This window comes from Paenibacillus sp. FSL K6-1122, from assembly GCF_037977015.1.
Lineage (GTDB): Bacteria > Bacillota > Bacilli > Paenibacillales > Paenibacillaceae > Paenibacillus > Paenibacillus amylolyticus.
This window is the reverse complement of sequence record NZ_CP150272.1, coordinates 6084143-6103172: the sequence shown is the minus strand read 5'-3', so window position 1 is coordinate 6103172 and position 19030 is coordinate 6084143. Positions and strand designations below refer to the sequence as shown.

The following is a 19030-nucleotide window of genomic DNA, read 5'->3' as shown; positions in this document are numbered from 1 at the left end:
ACGTTTCACTGTGCTAATTAGTTTGACTTGTGGGTAATGTTTCCATGGAAGGAGGGTTCACGTTTATGTACAGAGTTGTTTTGATTCGCCATGGACAGAGCATGTGGAATGTAGAGAATCGTTTTACCGGATGGACTGATGTGGATCTGACGACGGATGGTTACGCAGAAGCACGTAAAGCAGGGAAGATCATGAAGGAACAGGGATTTGATTTTGATTACGCCTATGCATCCGTGCTGAAACGTTCTATCCGAACACTCGATATTGCGCTGGATGAAATGGACCTCATGTGGATTCCCATTGCGAAGACTTGGAAGCTGAATGAACGCCATTATGGTGCGCTGCAAGGACTGAATAAACAGCAGACTGCTCTGAAGTATGGGGAAGACCAAGTAAAGGAATGGAGACGATCCGTGAACGTATCTCCCCCGGCACTGGACGAAACCGATGACCGATATGTGCAGGATCTGGACAAGTACAAGCGGCTCGGATGCACCATCCCTTTTACGGAGAACCTGATGGATACCTCGAAGCGTGTTCTGGAGTACTGGAATGCGGAGATTAAACCGATGGTGTCTGCTGGCAAAAGAGTGCTGATCTCTGCGCATGGGAACACGCTTCGTTCACTCGTCATGCATCTGGACCAATTGTCCGAAGCAGACGTGATGGCGCTCAATATCCCGACAGGCATTCCGCTTGTCTACGAATTGGATGAAGATCTGCATCCCATCGGACACTTTTATCTGACCGCCGATGGTTCGACCTACAAACATGAAGAAATGACCCATGTGGCAACGCCATCTGATTAATTGGACATGGACGTATGTCTTGATTGTACGAAAGCTTGTATGATTTATCTCGTTCGGTTGATGTTTCAACAGGACGATTGAAAGATGACCGCTGAATTGAATTCGGAGGTCATCTTTTTTTCTGCGATCAAGCCTGTACTTCGTTTCGTTTTGCTCCCACAGGGTAATTGTCAAACAAGACACGATGTACATTTATCCTGAAGGAGGAGAAGCACATGTCTAAAAGAAGAGGAATACTCATGACGGCTATCGGCGCAGGTGTGACTTATCTGATGAGGAACAAACAAGCAAGAGATAAGCTGTTTAGCACTGTCTCGGGTATGATGAAAAACCCCAATTCGTCCAATGGAACAAGTAAAACCAGACCACGTGTGGAAGTGAAATAGATTGCGATAGTTCGTTTATCGATTGAATTTAAATGATGATCACGAGAAACCTGGAGATGAAGTCGTTCCAGGTTTTTTTGTGCAGTTGAAAACTACCCTTTGTTTCGGTGAGGCATGCGATTTTTGCCAGCAAGAATGATACAATGGATACTTGCAGAACGTATGGAGGGAGATGCACATATGAAGAAAAATCGTCTGGGTACATCCGAACTGATGGTGTCTGAGATTGGGCTGGGATGTATGTCACTTGGAACTGAAATGGAGCACGCTGTGGGCCTGGTTCATGAGGCTCTGGATCATGGGGTCAATCTGTTGGATACAGCCGATCTGTATGACGAAGGGCGTAATGAAGAGATTGTAGGACAAGCTATTAAAGGGCGTCGGGACCAAGTCATTGTGGCGACCAAAGTAGGTAATCGTCGTCTGCCTGGCAAAGAGGGCTGGTCATGGGACCCGTCCAAAGCCTACATTAAGCAGGCTGTACATGAAAGTCTGAAGCGTCTGCAGACCGATTACATCGATCTGTATCAGCTACATGGCGGGACCTTGGACGACCCCATCGAAGAGACGATCGAAGCGTTTGAGGAACTGAAGAAGGAAGGACTTATCCGATATTACGGAATTTCCTCCATTCGTCCCAATGTGATTCGGGAGTATGTAAAGAGGGCAGCCATCGTCAGTGTGATGAACCAGTACAGCATTGCTGACCGCAGAGCGGAAGAAGAAGTGCTGCCTTTATTGGAACAAAAGGGGATCAGCGTAATTGCCCGTGGACCAGTAGCTAGCGGTGTGCTTGCCGATTCCGGATCTGCCAAGGCAGACAAAGGTTATCTGGACTATACGCCAGAGCAACTATATACCATTCGGCAAGGGCTAAGTCGTCTTGTTACAGACCAACGCAGTATGGCTCAGACGGCTATTCGCTACGCGTTATCCCATCCTGCCGTAGCAGCTGTTGTCCCTGGTGCCAGTTCAAGAGAACAGTTGTTGCATAATATTGCTGCTTCGAATTCGCCTGAACTCACCCCTGCGGAAATTCAGGAAATACGAGAACTCAGTCCCGCTAATCTGTACAAGCAGCATCGTTAACTCCATTAAGCCTATTTTCAATTGTAACTATACGAGGTACAATGAAGATCAGCCAAAAAAGGAACATATAAGGGAGAGAAGACATATGGAAAGAATTCAAAGTGAACAGCAATATTTGGATACAATTAACTCTGATGGTTTTACCGTCATTAAATTTGATACAACCTGGTGTCCGGATTGCAAAAACCTGGATCGTTTTATCGGGGATGTTATCGACCAACATACGGACAAAACCTTCTATGCCCTGGATGCAGAAAAGTTCCAGCCGTTTGCCGAAGAGAATGGTGTACGCGGCATTCCAAGCCTGCTCGTCTTCCAGAACGGCAAGAAAATCGCACATCTGCATAGCAAATGGGCTAAAACACCTGCTCAAATCTCCGAGTATCTGGAGACGCTTGAATCCAAAGTTTAAGTGTACGAGACTCAGCAGCTTGTCTAATTAATTTAGCTAAGGAGACCTCTTCTTGTCCTGCGACAGGAAGGGGTTTTTCTGTTTCATTCCAGCCCGCATGATGTGCATTCAAATGTGCATTTGAATAACTGAAGTTGAGAAACAGCGCTTGTTTAGAATTTGTTCAGTGCTCCCATGTATACTGTGAGAACAAACTGAATATTTGGAGTGAACAAGATCCGTATGAAGAATGAAATTTTTGAAGAAATGCACCAATTAAGTCACAATGATGACCGAAGATACCGATTGTTGATGATCGGGGTGAAGCAATTGCTGCAGGAACAAAAGGAGAATAGATATAATCTGCGTGAGAGATTGAAGAGTCGAAAGAAACACCGGAACTTTCAAGTAAAAGAGTGGTACTAGCCAGACTGCTTTTCAGAAGTGAACATAAATATGGTTGTCCATGATACATAGTAAACCTAGTCGGCATCACCAATGATCCAACCCACTAAAGAAGGAAGTAATGAAGAATCAGACTTCTTCTAATTACGGATGTTCCTGTCTCTGGAGCAGTAACAGAATCGTGAAGCAACAGAAACATGAAGTAAAGGAAGTATAGCAATATAAAATATGGCGGCCTCGCTTCCCAAGGGAACGTGAGGCCGCCATTGATTTTGCCTGTCTAATTACTTGAATTGTAATGCTTACATCAAAATAATAAAGAACACGGCTGCCAAGACAAAGCGATACACAGCAAAGACGGTCAGGCTCAATTTTTTCAAAATGGACAGGAACGTCTTGATCGCAAGCATGGCGACGATGAAAGCAGCGATGAATCCAATCGCGAAGATTGGGAAATCACTGCCGTTCAGGTGATCGATACTTTTGTACAGGTCATATCCCGTAGCACCAATCATAATTGGCACAGACACGAGGAATGTGAACTCCGCAGCGGCTACACGGCTTACCCCTGCAAAGAGACCGCCTGAGATCGTTGACCCGGAACGGGAGAAGCCTGGCCACAACGCCAAGATCTGAAATATACCCACCGCGAATGCCTGTTTGTAGGAAATATCATCGACATCATGGGTAGTAATCCGCCCACTCTTCCGGCTCCAGCGTTCGGCTACGATCATCAATATACCACCTATAACGAGGCTGTACAGCACTGTTTCCGGACCAAACAAATGTGCTTTGATCCAGTCGCGGAATACAAGTCCGATGACTACGGCAGGAACCATCGCCAGGAAAATATGTCCCAGATTGAGGCGGCGGGAGTAAGGCCTGCTCCCTCCGGTGAAGCGGAACATATCAATGAATTTGTTCCAATACAGTACAACAACAGCAAGTACAGCTCCGAGTTGAACAACCACCTCAAACGTTTTGACTGACTCGTTGTCCTCCGATAAACCCAGCAAATGGGCAGTCAGAATCATGTGTCCAGTAGAGGACACGGGCAAAAACTCAGTCAAACCTTCGATGATGCCCATAATAATGGATGATATAATGTCCAATTCTCTTCCTCCTTGAAATGCAGGTGACAGCACAGGCTGTCCTGCTTGACCATGCCTGTTCATTTGAACAAGGCTATCACCTATTATGATCACAAATGCACTCAACTTCAACTTATGCTTGTAACCATTTGTTTAAAACTATATTGACAAAAACCTAGTTATCCCATAGGATATAACTTAACTGACTGACTGATCAATCGGGAGGGTTACATGAATGACCAAAATTAACGGTTTGGAACCCGGTGAAGAACGCCGGGACCAAATAATACGCATAGCGATGGAACGTTTTGCAACCCAAGGTTACCATCAGACGAAAATTTCCGATATCGTCCGCGAGGCTGGTGTGGCGCAAGGGACATTCTACTGGCACTTCAAGAGTAAAGAAGCCATTGCTTCGGAGATTGTCTTAACGGGCAAGGAGAAGTTACTTGAGTCGATTGGACAAGGGTACCGCAAGGATGCCGGATCAGTAGAGGATATGGTGAAAGCATCAGAAAGGCTGTTCACTGACTTGTTTTTGTTTGCCGCGCAGAATCGTTATTTTATGGAACTGTTGCTCAAAGGCATCGTGACGGAAGAGTCCGTACAACGCCTGGTCGAGGAGACACGTAATGCCGTGGAAACTGCGTTTCGTCACAATATGGAACGTGCCATCGAACTCGGCATGTTGCCTAAGGGCATGGATGTTCCACTTCGAGCAGCCCTATTGGTAAGCATGATTGAAGGCATGATATCACGCTGGTTGTTCGGTTCCGATGAGTTACACAGCAAATTTTCAGCCATGACAGCTTCATCGCTGGCAACTGAAGCAGCAAGCTTTGAGTTTTACGGACTGCTAGGCACATAAGATTCACATGATTAAACAAATAGCAGGGAATAATGGGTACAACTGCGGTTTAGTCACAATAAAGTAACCCAATGTACATCCAGATTAATACACGACTGAGAGGAAGTTAACGTAATGAACAACACATATGGATCGAAAACTCGTAAAGGCTGGTCTTTGACAGCAATTCTGCTGATGACCGTGCTGGTACTTAGTGCTTGTGGAAGTAAAGCAGCAGACAATGGAAGTACAAATGGTGCACAGGCAAGCAATGAACTGGAGCAAATCAAGTCTGCTGGCGTTATCAAAGTGGGCATGATGGGCACATACGCACCGTACAACTTCCTGAACGATAAGAAAGAAATGGACGGCTATGATGCCGATATCGCACGTGAAGTTGCGAAGCGTCTGGGTGTAGAGGTTGAATTTGTATCCCAAGAGTTCTCCGGTCTGACACCAAGTCTGCAAGCGAAGAAGCTTGATGCCATTATCAGCCAGATGACGATTACCGATGATCGTAAGAAAGTACTGGATTTCAGTGATCCGTATATTACGAACCAAGTTAAAATTATTGTAAAAGAAGACAATAACGATATTACCAAGCTGGAAGACTTCAAAGGTAAGACGATTGGCGTAGGTCTGGGTACAAATGATGAATCATATCTGCGTAATGAAGTGTTGCCAAAAGTGGGAGACTTCACGATTAAAACCTATGACGATGTCATCTCTTCACTCAAAGATCTGAATGCTGGGCGGATTGATGCAACAATCAACAATATGTACGCTCTGAAACCGATTGTGGATGCCAACGGATTGAAAATCAAAGCTGTAGGTGAAGCTATTAAGAGTGACCAGGCAGGTATTGCTGTTCGCAAAGACAATCCGGAACTTGTAGCAGCATTAAATGATGCTCTCAAAGGCATGAAAGATGATGGCACGTACAATACCATTTTCAAAAAATGGTTTGGTGAAGAGCCTGCGCAATAATGAACCTGCAAGGCGAAGGGAAGATTTGACCCATGGAACTGGTATTTGAGAATATCCCCTTCTTTCTGAAGGGGGCTTATTATACGCTGTATGTAACTGTGATCTCCATGTTTTTTGCGTTCATCATCGGGGTGCTTGTTGCGATTGCTCGTCTGAAGGGACCGATGTGGCTTAGGTTGATCGCAAGGTTTTATGTATCCATCATGCGGGGAACCCCGCTGCTGGTGCAATTATTCGTTATTTATTACGGATTGGTCGATTATGGAGTGACCTTGGGATCACTCACCGCAGCATGTCTGGGACTGAGTCTGAATGCAGGTGCGTTTCTATCGGAGACGTTCCGTGGAGCCATTCAGGCTGTGCCTAAAGGACAGACTGAAGCTGCATATGCAACGGGAATGACCCCGGCTCAAGCGATGAGACGGATTATCTTCCCGCAGGCTGTGCGCATTGCGATTCCGCCGATGGGGAACACGTTTATTGGCATGTTGAAGGAAACATCACTTGTGGCGGCGATTGGTGTTACCGAGTTGTTGCGTTCAGCACAACTGCTGGTATCCCAATATGCATTGAATATGCCTTTTTATCTGGCCATCGGTGTGATCTACTGGATTATGAGTATCGGCTTCTCGGCCATTCTGGAACAAGTGGAGCGCCGGTTGGCCCGGGCTTACTGATGGGAGGAGAGAACCGATGATTACAACAACTGGACTTACCAAACGTTTTCAGAAAAATGAAGTACTTACGAACATCGATCTGCATGTCGATGCCAAAGATATTGTTGTATTGCTTGGCCCAAGTGGTTCAGGCAAAAGTACCTTGCTGCGCTGTCTGAATGGGCTGGAAGAGCTGTCCGGAGGACAGATCGAAGTGAACGGCATTGTGGTCAACAGCGCAGATCCGCTGCGAGTCCAACGTGCCCGGGTACTGGAGATTCGTCGCCAGACCGGCATGGTATTCCAGCAATTTAATCTGTATCCGCACAAGACAGTGCTGGGTAATGTGATAGAAGGCCTTGTTACGGTGAAAAAAATCAAAAGGGACGAGGCGGCTGAACGCGGCCGGATTCTTCTGGATCGGGTCGGCTTGTCGGACAAGCAGGATGCGTATCCATCCCGATTGTCCGGTGGACAACAGCAGCGGGTCGCCATTGCGCGTGCACTCGCGATGGAGCCGGAAGTGATGCTGTTTGATGAGCCAACTTCAGCTCTTGATCCTGAATTGGTCGGAGAAGTGCTTTCCGTTATGAAGGAACTGGCAGAGGAAGGCATGACGATGCTGGTTGTGACACATGAATTGAAGTTTGCCCGTAATGTGGCGAACAAAATCGTCTTTATGGCGGACGGGTCAATTGTGGAAGAAGCAAGTCCACAAGCCTTTTTTGAACATCCAACGCAAGAACGCACCCGTCGTTTCTTGCAACAAATTACTGAATTTTGATGAAGATAACAGCGATCGGAAGAACGAACGTACTCGGAGCGGATATTTAAGGTCATGAACGATATCAGTTCAACTAAACTTTTTGCACAAGAACGGAGAGGACAGAAGAAACCTGAAGAAGCGGAGCGTGCGCCTTTATCCCCTGATTTTCCCCTTGAAGAAGGGAATTAAAAAAATCTGGGGATAACAGCGATCGGAAGGTTATTCTGTCATCGGAGTGGCAAGTGCAAACCTTTTTCGCTTGAACTTAAACTATTGTAAGAAAGAAGGATAACATCATGAATGTAACAACCGTATGGAAAGGCAAACGCGCGTTTACTTCCGAAGGACCCTCTGGCTACGCCGTTGGCATGGATGCCACTGCTGCTTATGGTGGTGACAGCAAGGGTGCGACCCCGATGGAATTGTTGCTGGCGGGTCTCGGGGGCTGTATGGGAATCGATATTACGATGATTCTGGACGCTTTCCTGGACAAAATTGAGTCGATTGAGATTGAAGCGCAAGGCACACGCAGTGAAGAGATGCCCAAAGGCTTCACATCCATTGATCTGATCTTCAAAGTCGATGGCGATATCCCGGATTATCGCATCTGGAAAGCCATCCAGATGGCTGAGGAAAAATATTGTGCAGTTTCCGCTTCGCTGAGCGCCGATATTCATCCTAAACTGATCCTCAATGGGGTAAGTACACCTCGTCCTTAATAACATATGAGTAAATCTGATACTGAGAGGCACTTCCAATCGTGGGAGTGCCTTTTTTTGCTTTTCCAACACTTCAACAGGGATTTCGCCCATCTAGGAGTCACTAAACTTCTGTCAGTAGAAAATAATTCGGTAAGCCCGGTCGCCATGTTAATGGCGGCTTCTTCTACTAGAGGTAGGTTGGCTTGCAGCCTGGCAATATAGTACCCATTGCAATGACAATCCGAATTCTGACGGTTCTGTGGTATGATTAATTCTGAGGACAGAACATCCTGATCCTGCTGTTTATATGTAAGCGCTTATACAGATGACGGAAGGTGCAGACATGTTGAAAAGGTTGATACGAACCACTAATAATCTCAAATTAAAGCATAAATTGCTCATTTCCTATGTACTGGTTGTCATGATTCCGGTCCTGATTGTTGGTCTTGCTGTGACCAGTTATTTTCGCCAGCAAGCCCTGGACAATGCGATAGGACAGACGATCATCAATGTGGACAAGATCAAGAGCCAGACGGCAACCATGCTTCGTGTACCAACCGATATATCCAATCTTTTAATGTTTAATGCGGATCTTAAGGAGATCGTAAATAAACGGTACAAGAGCGTTGTGGAGTTAACCTCAGCGTATCTTGCATACAAAGACTTTCAGGAGTACAGGCGTTTGTACCGTGAGATAGCAGGCATTCGTTTTTACTCGACTAACCCAACATTGATCAACAACCTCGAATTCATCCCGGTAGACAAGCAGACGGAAGAGAGCTACTGGTACCAACAGGCACTGAAAACAACCAGCATCGGGTGGTTCTACATCCCAGACAAGGAAGATAATCCTGTACACAAGCTCAGCCTGGTGCGCAAAGTACCTTTTGCCGAGTATCGGACCGAGGGCGTGTTGATGATTGTGATCAATCAGGATGAGCTGAATGGATTATTGCGTCAGGAACAGTTTGAGACGATGATTACGGACGAGCAGGGGTATGTGGTTGCAGCCAAGAATACCGAACTGGTAGGAAAAACGCTGGACGAGCTTGATTTTGGCGTTGATCTGCAGAATCAGGCGAAAGGCACCATAGAGGGTGATTTCCGGGGGGAACCATCTAATATTGTTATTGATGAGCTGGGCCCTGGATCGAGTATGAACAGCCTGAAGGTGATTTCGGTTTTTGCCACCAAAAATATCGTCAAAGACGCCAACACGGTCAGCTTGATCGGCATGATTTTTATTATACTGGTGCTGGTGATCGCCCTACTATTCGTATATATCATCTCGTTCCTCACTTCCAATCGATTGCTCCGGCTGAGTAAACACCTCAACAAGCTTGCATTAGGAGACCTGAACGTGACTTCACGAATTGATGGAAACGATGAGATTGGGCAACTATCACGACAGTTCAACTATATGGTGAAAAGTATCAATGAACTCATGACGCAGGTGGTAGAAGCGACCGAACAGAACAATCAATTGGAAATCGCCCAAAAAGAGATTAAACTGAAAATGATGGCGAGCCAGATCAATCCACATTTCTTGTTTAATGCACTGGAGTCCATTCGGATGAAAGCGCATATTAAGGGAGAAGCAGAGATTGCTAACATCGTCAGGCTGTTGGGCAAGCTGATGCGCAAGAGTCTGGAGATTGGCAGTGGAAAAACAACCTTCCGGGCTGAACTTGAAATGGTACGTTCTTATTTGGAAATTCAGAAATTTCGTTACGGCGACCGCCTTGCATTCCAGATCCATATCGATCCCGAGGTGGAGAAGATGTACATTCCGCCTTTGATTATTCAACCTTTGGTTGAGAATGCGATTGTCCATGGTCTGGAGAACAAAGAGGGCACAGTCCGTGTTCATATAAGTATTCGTTTAGTAGAGAACATCGTGCAGATCCGTGTGGATGACAATGGTGCAGGTATAACGCCAGAACGACTGGCTGAGGTGATGCAGTTTATCTGTGGACCGGAGGAACAGGAGAAGAGTCGGATCGGCATGCGTAATGTACATCAACGCTTAACATTGACGTACGGCGAGCCATATGGAATACAGATTAAGAGTGTATATGGGGAAGGAACAGAGGTTTCTTTCACTTTGCCAGCAGGAGGGGACCAACATGTATAAAGTGTTTTTGGTGGATGACGAACCGAGCATACGTGAGGGACTGACAACCATTATTGAGTGGGAAAAATACGGATTCCAGGTCATCGCTACAGCTGCCAGCGGGCGTGAGGCCATCTCCCGGTTTGAGGAATTGGAGCCTGATCTGACGATTATTGATATTCGCATGCCCGGTATGACCGGGCTGGATGTGATTGAAGAAGTGCGCCGGAATCATCCGGATTCGCACTTTTTGATATTAAGTGGTTATGCAGATTTTGATTATGCCAAAAAAGCCATCAGTTTTGGTGTGGATGGTTATCTGCTCAAACCGGTGGATGAAGAAGAGATTATTGGTGAACTGGAGCGTATTGCTACAATCCTGACCCGTGAACGGGAGACAATGGCACGTCATGCTGGTGAAGATACCGTCTTTAGGGAGCATCAGATCGAGGCTTTGCTCTTTGACAGTCTGGAGGGTGCGGGTAGCATGGAAGAAGATAGCCTGGGGCTGCACTGGCCTCACTATCAGATTGTGCTGCTTGAGATGCATGTAACCCCTGATCTGCAACGGGGAAGTGTTATGAAACGCAAACTGATTGAAGCATTTGACCATAAAGACCGAGGCATTGTATTCTCGTTCCATTCTGGTCTGGGGCTGTTAAGTAAGGAAATAATCACATCCGAGTCATCAGCAAGAAATCTGTATGATGAGCTGGAAGGACTGCTAGGAGAATGGGAGGTTCACATGTACGGTGCTGCGGGAGAACCTGTACATTCCACTTCTGAAATTGCGCGGTCATACACGCAGGCGAATCGTTTACTCGGGGAACGCTTCTTGTTCACGGAGCAACGCATCATTCTGTGGACTGAAGGTAGCGAAGGCGAAGGCGTTGTTAGACCAGAAGTTGAAGCTGTGGACGGAGCACATGAGCCAGTTGAGGACGAACTCGCGGACAAACTGTATTATGCGTTAGACATCCGCAGTAGTGAGTCCGTTATGCGGGTGCTGGGTGAGATGGAAGAGCGCCTTGTTCCATATCACCGAACAGAGCAAGCGATCAAGACGGCGTTCTCACAGGTATTTTCCCTGGCGTTCAACAAGCTTGCGGCGACGAATCAACATATGCACTCCATTATGCAGGAACATTCGGTTCTGATTAATGAAGTCTATCATCAATTTACAATGTCTGATCTCAAAGTCATGGCATCGGAACATTTGAATCGACTTATTCAACGTATGGGTGGGGGAAGCAAGGATACTGTATTGAAACAGATGATTGAATTTATCCAGCGTAACCCTGGCGAGAATCTCAAGCTTGAAGTACTAGCAGAAGTGTTTAACTATAACAGCAGTTACTTGGGTAAGTTGTTCAAGAATCATACTGGAGAGTATTTCAATGCATTTCTGGACAAGGTTCGTATGGAAAAGGCCAAGGAATTGCTGGACGAAGGACTGAAGGTTCATCAGGTCGCGGCGAGAGTGGGATATGCTAATGTGGACTACTTCCACGGCAAATTCAAGAAGTATGTAGGGGAGAGCCCTTCCGCTTACAAACAGGCCAGAACCCAATCATCAATTAAAGGAACGGCTACAGATATAAACGAGGAATAAGTACGGAGTGCTGGGCTTTGCCCCTGCCTATTGTGTAAAACGTTTTCGATACTCCTGAGAAAATTCCAGATTCATCATATTGTCCATGCACTTCCCATGATAAGCAATGGTCACCGAATGTTTCACATTTTAGACTGGATTTACAAGAATCCAGATGAAGGGATGGCTATACGATATGAATTTGTCTGATATAGGCGCTGTACGTCATACATTGAACTTAAATGGAACATGGCAGTTTTGTTTGGATCTGGAGTCCGATATACTCGTTGAACAAGAGATATTACCGCCTTCACAGTGTAAAAATACATCATGGGAGACCATTCAGATTCCCGGTTCATGGGAAGAGCAAGGATACGGAGATGAGCCTGAATACGAAAGGCTCGATACTTGGACCAAGGTACGCGAATTTGAAGGCTCAGCCTGGTATGCTCAGGATGTTCATGTTCCATCAGACGATCCTGGATGCCACTATGTATTCAGATTGGAAGGTGTCCGATGGACAACGTATCTCTGGATCAATGGACAGTATGCCGGGCAGCAGGATAGTCTGGTGAATCAACAGAAGTGGGATGTTACCTCTCTGGTGAAGCAGGGAGAAGTGAATCGTGTGGAGATCCGCGTGGACAATACGATGAAACTTCCGCTGGCGGGTAGCCATATTCATTCATTGCATACGGCCACAGCCTGGGGTGGCATCACGGGTGGTGTTTATCTGGACAGTCTGCCCCCATGCCGATTACAGACGTTACGTATTCAACCAGATGCTGAAACTGGAACTCTTCTGATTGATTGTACTGTAAGCGCTCCCGCAGATGATTCCGCTAGATCGATGCAATTACATGTGGATATCCAGCAACCGGACGGCACCTGGCTTGATCGATATAGTTGTAATGTGAATCTGAGTGATCCATCACATGTGGATATAAGCTCACCAGGTTTAACTGAAAGTAACGCTGTAATAACTCAGTGGCGATTGGAACTTGGAACAGAAAAGTCTATCGCAAGATGGTCGGATGAATCTCCTGAATTATACAAGGCTATGATCCGTCTCTATGACGGTGAACGGGAACTGGATCGGCTGGAGCAATCGTTTGGTGTACGTTCCTTTGCAACAAACGGGAAGCAGCTTGAACTGAATGGGATACCAGTATATTTGCGTGGATACGTCGATTGCTGTATCTTTCCACTGACGGGTTATCCCGTCTGGGACAAGGAGCATTATCTTCAGCAATTTCGAATCGCCAGATCGTATGGCTTCAATCATGTCCGACTGCATGGGTGGAGCGCGCCGGAGCCTTTCTGGGATGCTGCTGATGAAGCGGGCATGCTGGTGCAGGCTGAACTTCCCCATTGGTCTCGTTTCTTTGAGCAATCGGATCAGTCTGCGCCAGTTGAAGTATTGTCCTATCTGACACAAGAACTGGACGGGTTGCTTCAGTCGCTGCATAGACATCCTTCATTCGTCATGTTCTCCATGGGGAATGAACTTATTGGTCCGAATGGCCACCCAGAACTCAATGCATTGGTCTCAAGGGCAAGGGATATGGACCCGACCCGGTTATATACGGACAATACAGGTTTTGGACAGCTTCCGGCGCAAGGGCGGGAAGGTGATTATTATATTCAGTCGTTGAACTGGCATCCCCCGTTGGAATCCGCATATTCTGCTGTGCCGGATACCACGCTGGACTATCATGCAGTCACTCGGCTCGCGGAGCATCCCGTCATTGGGCACGAACATGCACAGTACACCATGTATGTGCGGCCCCAAGAGCGAGCGAAGTATACTGGCGTATTGCGTCCTAGCTGGTTACGACCGATCGAAGAATCGTTAACAAACAAAGGCATGATCGAGGATCTGGAGCATTTTCAACAGGTCAGTGGTACCCATCTGGTACGTTCCTTAAAAGAAGCCATGGAGCGGATTCGGCGAACACCGGACGCTGCGGGCGTACAACTTCTGGACATTCGCGATTTTCCAGGACAGGGACATGCTACGACGGGCATTCTGGATGTGTTTTGGGATGACAAAGGCATTACAACACCAGAAGAATTCATGTGTTTCAACGCAGATGTGGTGCTGTTGTTAAGCTGCAAAGAGCGTACATTTTACGCCGGAGAATCCATTCATGTCGATGTACGCATCTCTCACTACGGTAAGGAGCCGCTTGAGGACGCGGTCATTCAGTGGAGGTTAATAAGCAATGATGTGATACTTAATGAAGGGGAATGGAAGACCGGAAATATCCAATGTGGGTCTGTCATATCACTGGGAAGTATCGTCGCTACCGCTCCTCATGAAGGGGCAGCAGCTTTTCGGATCGAGGCGGAGCTGATATCAGGCGATTTGGAAAGAACTGTAGCGAATGTATGGCATGGCTGGTCGTTTCCTTTTTATCAGTCTCATCCGAGTTCGAATCGGTTCTGGAATACCGTGGCAGAGTTGAAGCCATTCCTAGGTGAAGCGCATGATGATTGCGTAGATCGCATCGATGGATTCCAGTTGTTGAAAAATCGGGAGATTGACTTGGTTATCGTTCAGTCGTTAACACCCAATGTCGTTGATTATGTGGTCAACGGGGGAAGTGTTTGGCTACAGCCAACCGCAGAAGGGTTATATGATTCAGTGGAGACCAAGTATCTGCCTGTATTCTGGAATTACCTGATGTTTGCTACGCAGCCTGGTGCAACGATGGGCATGTATCTGAGAGATCGGCTAGCACTACTAGGCACCTTCCCGCATGATGGGGCTTCGGACTGGCATTGGTATCACTTGGTGAACGGTACACCAGCGATATGTTTGGATACGTTGCCCGGGGTTGAGCCGCTGATCGAAGTGCTGGACCATTTCCATCGGGCCAAACGACTCGCTTATGCCTTTGAGGCAAAAGTAGGGAAGGGCAAGATTTTGGTATCCTCACTTCCGTTTGCCAATCTGGCTGTAATGAAGCGTCCGGAAGCCGCCTACTTATTTAAGGAGATACTTGCCTATCTGAATGGAGATCAATTCCGTCCAGCAACCTCCATATCCGTAGCGCAACTACTCGGCATCGTTAAACTGCAAACCATTCAATTTACATTGTAATCATAGGGACCCGAAAGGGTCCTTTTTGCATGACATGTAGTTGAAGTAAACGATTACTATAAAACGTTTTCGATATTTACCACTTCCAATAGTATTTTACCTTAATATTACTTTTATATCATTTAAAAGTATAATTTATCACTGATTTTAACGAATTAATGTCTGATTATATATGTCTATATCTAATTTTTATATGATTTTCTCTAAAATCCAGATGGTATTTTGAAAACGCTCTATCGAGTATGATTATTTTATAAAACAGAGGAGGGGGAACGGAGATGGAAACGCTAACAAAAAAATCCGCTTCCGCGAACAGAAGCAGTGACCCCAAACCGCCTTTAAAGAATCGGCGGAACGGAATTTGGGACAGAATGAAACAGCAGAAATATCTCTATCTCATGTCATTGCCATTCGTAGCTTGGGTTTTCGTATTTAACTATCTGCCACTATGGGGATGGACGATGGCTTTCCAAAATTATAAACCTGCCAGATCATTTGGTGATCAAGAGTGGGTTGGTTTTAAACACTTTGTAGAGCTGTTCAGTGATGATCGTTTCTATCTGGTACTTCGTAATACGCTTGCAATGAGCTTGATGGGACTAGTTGTCGGTTTTATCGTACCGATATTCTTCGCTATTCTCCTGAATGAAATGAGAGGCATGTTCTTCAAACGTGCCGTGCAAACGGTATCATATCTGCCTCACTTTGTATCCTGGGTTGTTGTAGCCGGGATCATTACGAAGATGCTCTCCACCGATGGAGGGATTATCAATGATCTATTGGTAGGACTGAACATTATCGATCAGCCAATCCAATTCATGGCCAAGGGGAACTTGTTCTGGTACATTGTAACCGCTTCAGATATGTGGAAGGAAACCGGTTGGAATGCCATCATCTATCTGGCGGCGATTACAGGTATCGACAATGAGTTGTATGAAGCTTCCCGTGTAGATGGAGCCAACCGCTGGAGACAGATGTGGCATATTACGCTGCCTGGCATACGGACCACGATTTCTGTACTTTTCATCATGTCGATTGGACATCTTATCAGTATCGGTTTCGAGAAGCAGTTCTTGCTTGGCAACAGTCTGGTCACAGACTACTCGGAAGTACTTGATCTATACGCGCTCAATTATGGTTTGAATATGGGACGATTCTCGTATGGTACAGCCATAGGTATATTCAACTCCGTTGTCAGTATCATCCTTCTGTTTACTGCGAACGGCTTGTTCAAAAAATTCACAAAAGAAAGCATCATGTAGGGAGGGGACGACATTATGGCGAACAAAGCATTCAATGCTACTCGGGGCGATAAACTGTTCGATATATTCAACATCCTCGCGATGACCATGGTGCTGGTTGTAACACTTTATCCATTCCTTAACGTACTAGCCATCTCACTCAATAACTCGACAGATACAGTACGTGGCGGAATTTACTTGTGGCCTCGCGAATTCACATTACAGAACTACAAAACGATTTTCCAATATGATGGATTGTTACAAGGTTTGCAGATCTCCATTCTGCGTACACTTGTAGGTACCGTGCTCGGATTGATCAGTTCATCCATGATCGCCTTTACACTGAGCAGACCTGATTTTGGACTTAGAAAATTTGTTTCCACAACGCTCGCGCTCACGATGTATTTCTCCGGTGGTCTGATTCCGGTGTACATTCTGATGCGTGACTTGAACCTGATCGGTACATTCTGGGTATATGTATTGCCTGGCATGATCAGTGCATTTAACGTGTTCATTATCCGTTCATTCATTGATGGCCTGCCATACTCATTGCAGGAATCCGCGAAGCTGGACGGAGCGAATGACTTTACAATCTATTACAGAATCATCTTGCCACTGTGTAAACCAGTGCTTGCTACCATCGCATTGTTCCTGGCTGTAGGTCAATGGAATGCGTGGTTCGATACGTACCTGTATAATGGTTCAAAGGCACATTTGACCACGCTCCAATATGAGCTGATGAAAGTATTGCAAAGTACACAGCAGGGCTCAGGTGCTGGACGAAATGCCAATGATATGGCGCAGCAAATGACACAGATTTCACCGGAATCGATCAAAATGGCGATTACGATCGTTGTAACGGTTCCAATCCTCATTGTATATCCATTCCTTCAGAAGTACTTTGTTGGTGGTATGACACTGGGCGCAGTAAAAGGTTAAACAATTGGGTACAGGCTGCCACATAGAGCGGCCGTACATCTACAAATGAAGCATCAGGATACCCGAAGCGCAGCCATGTGGTCTGCGCTTCACCGTATAGGGCTGCGGTGTGGTATTCATGAAGCTATAGACAGGGACAAAAAAGTCCCGGATAAGACAGACATATGAAACAGGGAGGATTACCATTATGGCAAGTTCCAAAATGAAGATTGCACTGGCACCAGTGCTTGCAATGTCTTTACTCGCAGGTTGCGGTGGAGGAAGCGGCAGTGATACGTCGTTCAAGGATACAAGCGCAGAGACAACTCCACTTACTTTTGATTTCTTCAGCGTTGACCCCAGTCCGAACTGGAATGGCATGAAGGATGAAGTAGGTAAAGTCCTTACGGAAAAAACAGGGATAACCCTTAACGGTGAATTTGCCGTTAGTGGTGGTCAAGATAAAATATCCTTAATGGCGGCGAGCGGAGACTATCCGGATATTGTCTCCCCCAAAGGAGAACTCAGCAAACTGGTGGATGCCGGAGCAATGCTCGATCTGACAGATCTGATCGACCAATATGCTCCCAATCTGAAGAAGCTGTATGGTAATTACATGGACCGGTTGAAATACAGTAATGAAGATCAGGCTATTTATGTGCTGCCAACGTATTATGCGGTAGACCAAAAGTACTTTGATGCAGGTGGTGGATTTGGCATTCAGCACCGTGTACTGAAAGAACTCGGATACCCGGAAGTACGTACACTTCAGGATTACGAGAATGTATTGAAGGCGTACAAAGAGAAACACCCAACGATTGATGGTCAGCCAACGATCCCGTTAACACTGGACGCGGATGATTGGAGAATCATGATTACTGTAACGAACCCTGCCTTCCAGGCAACAGGAGCTCCGGATGATGGTGAATACTATATCGATCCAGAGACGTATGAAGCAAGTCTGCATTACAAACGTCCAGAGGAAAAAGAGTACTTCCGCTGGTTGAACCATATGTACAACACTGGATTGCTGGATCAGGACAGCTTTATCCAGAAAACAGACCAATACAAATCCAAAATTGCAAGTGGACGTGTTCTGGGTGTCATTGACCAGGATTGGGGTTATTCCGATGCAGAAAATGCATTGAAATCCGCTGGTAAGACTGAAGCAACGTATTCACACTTCCCGGTAACCCTGTCCGAGGATATCAAGGATCATGCCTACCAAGACCCTGGTTTTGTATCCGGTTGGGGTGTAGGGATTACAACATCGAATCCTGACCCGGTTCGTACGATCAAATTTTTCGATTACCTGGCTTCTGAAGAAGGGCAAGTGCTGATGAACTGGGGAATTGAGGGCAAACAGTATGAAGTGAAGGACGGCAAACGTGTCATTCCTGCCGACATTCTGGATCAGAAAACCAATAATGCAGCTGTATTCCAGAAAGAAACGGGTATCGGTCTGTACACCAATATGTCTGGTCACTATGGAGACGGTGTGAAGGATTCAACGGATAACTACTACACTACGAATTTCCCTGAACAGATCGTGGCAGCATATTCCGATGCAGAGAAAGAAACACTCAAAGCTTACGGTGCTACGACGTGGAAAGATCTGTTCCCGAGTGAAGATGAGTTCCCAATCAAACCATGGGGAGCAGCATACAATCTGCCAACACCAGGTGATTCCAACTACAACGTCATCTTCAAGAAAACACAGGATATCATTCGGAAACGTATCCCGGAAGCCATTCTGAGTACTCCTGAACAGTTCGATGCGATCTATGACGGCATGATTGCAGAAGTGAACCAAGCAGGAGCAGAGGATATGGAGAAACAATATACAGAACTCGTTCAAAACCGTGTTCAATTGTGGAGCGGTGAAGAGGCTAAATAAACGATTAGCAATTCAGATCTAAAACGAAAAAGAACC

At 46.2% G+C, this 19030-nt stretch carries 17 protein-coding genes; 16 read left to right on the top strand and 1 reads right to left on the bottom strand.

Annotation, left to right across the window (positions count from 1 at the left end; translation table 11 throughout):
- The first annotated feature begins 65 nt into the window (after window positions 1-65).
- The 5 genes from gpmA (at window position 66) to NSQ20_RS27395 (ending at window position 3101) form a co-directional block, all read left to right on the top strand.
- On the top strand, window positions 66-809 hold the full coding sequence (gpmA, locus tag NSQ20_RS27415) for a 2,3-diphosphoglycerate-dependent phosphoglycerate mutase (RefSeq protein ID WP_339195605.1): 744 nt from the start codon (window positions 66-68) through the stop codon (window positions 807-809).
- A 215-nt stretch (window positions 810-1024) separates the two neighbouring features.
- Entirely contained in the window at window positions 1025-1195 is a 171-nt protein-coding gene (locus NSQ20_RS27410; RefSeq protein WP_338707038.1) for a hypothetical protein, read from the top strand.
- 180 nt (window positions 1196-1375) lie between these two features.
- Window positions 1376-2284, top strand: a complete 909-nt coding sequence (locus NSQ20_RS27405) for an aldo/keto reductase (protein WP_036668075.1) — start codon at window positions 1376-1378, stop codon at window positions 2282-2284.
- Window positions 2285-2369: 85 nt separating this feature from the next.
- The gene (locus tag NSQ20_RS27400; protein ID WP_017692202.1) at window positions 2370-2696 is read left to right on the top strand and encodes a thioredoxin family protein; all 327 of its coding nucleotides are present in this window, start codon (window positions 2370-2372) and stop codon (window positions 2694-2696) included.
- 222 nt (window positions 2697-2918) lie between these two features.
- The gene (locus NSQ20_RS27395) at window positions 2919-3101 is read left to right on the top strand and encodes a hypothetical protein (RefSeq protein ID WP_036606873.1); all 183 of its coding nucleotides are present in this window, start codon (window positions 2919-2921) and stop codon (window positions 3099-3101) included.
- A 281-nt stretch (window positions 3102-3382) separates the two neighbouring features.
- Here NSQ20_RS27395 and NSQ20_RS27390 read toward each other — a convergent pair whose 3' ends face one another.
- Window positions 3383-4168: an undecaprenyl-diphosphate phosphatase gene (locus NSQ20_RS27390; RefSeq protein WP_047841678.1), complete on the bottom strand. Its 786-nt coding sequence runs from the start codon at window positions 4166-4168 to the stop codon at window positions 3383-3385.
- A gap of 238 nt (window positions 4169-4406) precedes the next feature.
- Between NSQ20_RS27390 and NSQ20_RS27385 the strand changes: the two genes are divergently transcribed.
- The 11 genes from NSQ20_RS27385 to NSQ20_RS27335 all read left to right on the top strand — a co-directional run bounded on the left by NSQ20_RS27385 (window position 4407) and on the right by NSQ20_RS27335 (window position 18994).
- Window positions 4407-5039 carry a TetR/AcrR family transcriptional regulator gene (locus NSQ20_RS27385; RefSeq protein WP_036606875.1) on the top strand — a complete coding sequence of 211 codons (633 nt, stop codon included), beginning with the start codon at window positions 4407-4409 and terminating at the stop codon, window positions 5037-5039.
- Window positions 5040-5153: 114 nt separating this feature from the next.
- Window positions 5154-6005 carry a transporter substrate-binding domain-containing protein gene (locus tag NSQ20_RS27380; protein WP_036606877.1) on the top strand — a complete coding sequence of 284 codons (852 nt, stop codon included), beginning with the start codon at window positions 5154-5156 and terminating at the stop codon, window positions 6003-6005.
- Window positions 6006-6037: 32 nt separating this feature from the next.
- Entirely contained in the window at window positions 6038-6682 is a 645-nt protein-coding gene (locus NSQ20_RS27375; RefSeq protein ID WP_017692207.1) for an amino acid ABC transporter permease, read from the top strand.
- A 16-nt stretch (window positions 6683-6698) separates the two neighbouring features.
- Window positions 6699-7445, top strand: coding sequence for an amino acid ABC transporter ATP-binding protein (locus NSQ20_RS27370; protein ID WP_036606880.1), 747 nt, complete (start codon window positions 6699-6701; stop codon window positions 7443-7445).
- Window positions 7446-7723: 278 nt separating this feature from the next.
- A complete protein-coding gene (locus tag NSQ20_RS27365) occupies window positions 7724-8146 on the top strand; it encodes an OsmC family protein (RefSeq protein ID WP_036606882.1) in 423 nt (140 codons plus the stop codon).
- A gap of 325 nt (window positions 8147-8471) precedes the next feature.
- Entirely contained in the window at window positions 8472-10262 is a 1791-nt protein-coding gene (locus tag NSQ20_RS27360) for a histidine kinase (protein WP_076328874.1), read from the top strand.
- The gene (locus tag NSQ20_RS27355) at window positions 10255-11853 is read left to right on the top strand and encodes a response regulator transcription factor (RefSeq protein ID WP_036606887.1); all 1599 of its coding nucleotides are present in this window, start codon (window positions 10255-10257) and stop codon (window positions 11851-11853) included. Before NSQ20_RS27360 ends, NSQ20_RS27355 begins: the two co-directional genes overlap by 8 nt.
- A gap of 175 nt (window positions 11854-12028) precedes the next feature.
- Window positions 12029-14938: a glycoside hydrolase family 2 gene (locus NSQ20_RS27350; RefSeq protein WP_036606889.1), complete on the top strand. Its 2910-nt coding sequence runs from the start codon at window positions 12029-12031 to the stop codon at window positions 14936-14938.
- A gap of 278 nt (window positions 14939-15216) precedes the next feature.
- Window positions 15217-16200 carry a sugar ABC transporter permease gene (locus NSQ20_RS27345; protein ID WP_036606891.1) on the top strand — a complete coding sequence of 328 codons (984 nt, stop codon included), beginning with the start codon at window positions 15217-15219 and terminating at the stop codon, window positions 16198-16200.
- 15 nt (window positions 16201-16215) lie between these two features.
- A complete protein-coding gene (locus NSQ20_RS27340; protein ID WP_036606894.1) occupies window positions 16216-17118 on the top strand; it encodes a carbohydrate ABC transporter permease in 903 nt (300 codons plus the stop codon).
- A gap of 187 nt (window positions 17119-17305) precedes the next feature.
- On the top strand, window positions 17306-18994 hold the full coding sequence (locus NSQ20_RS27335; RefSeq protein ID WP_036606896.1) for an ABC transporter substrate-binding protein: 1689 nt from the start codon (window positions 17306-17308) through the stop codon (window positions 18992-18994).
- The last annotated feature ends 36 nt before the right edge of the window (window positions 18995-19030 follow it).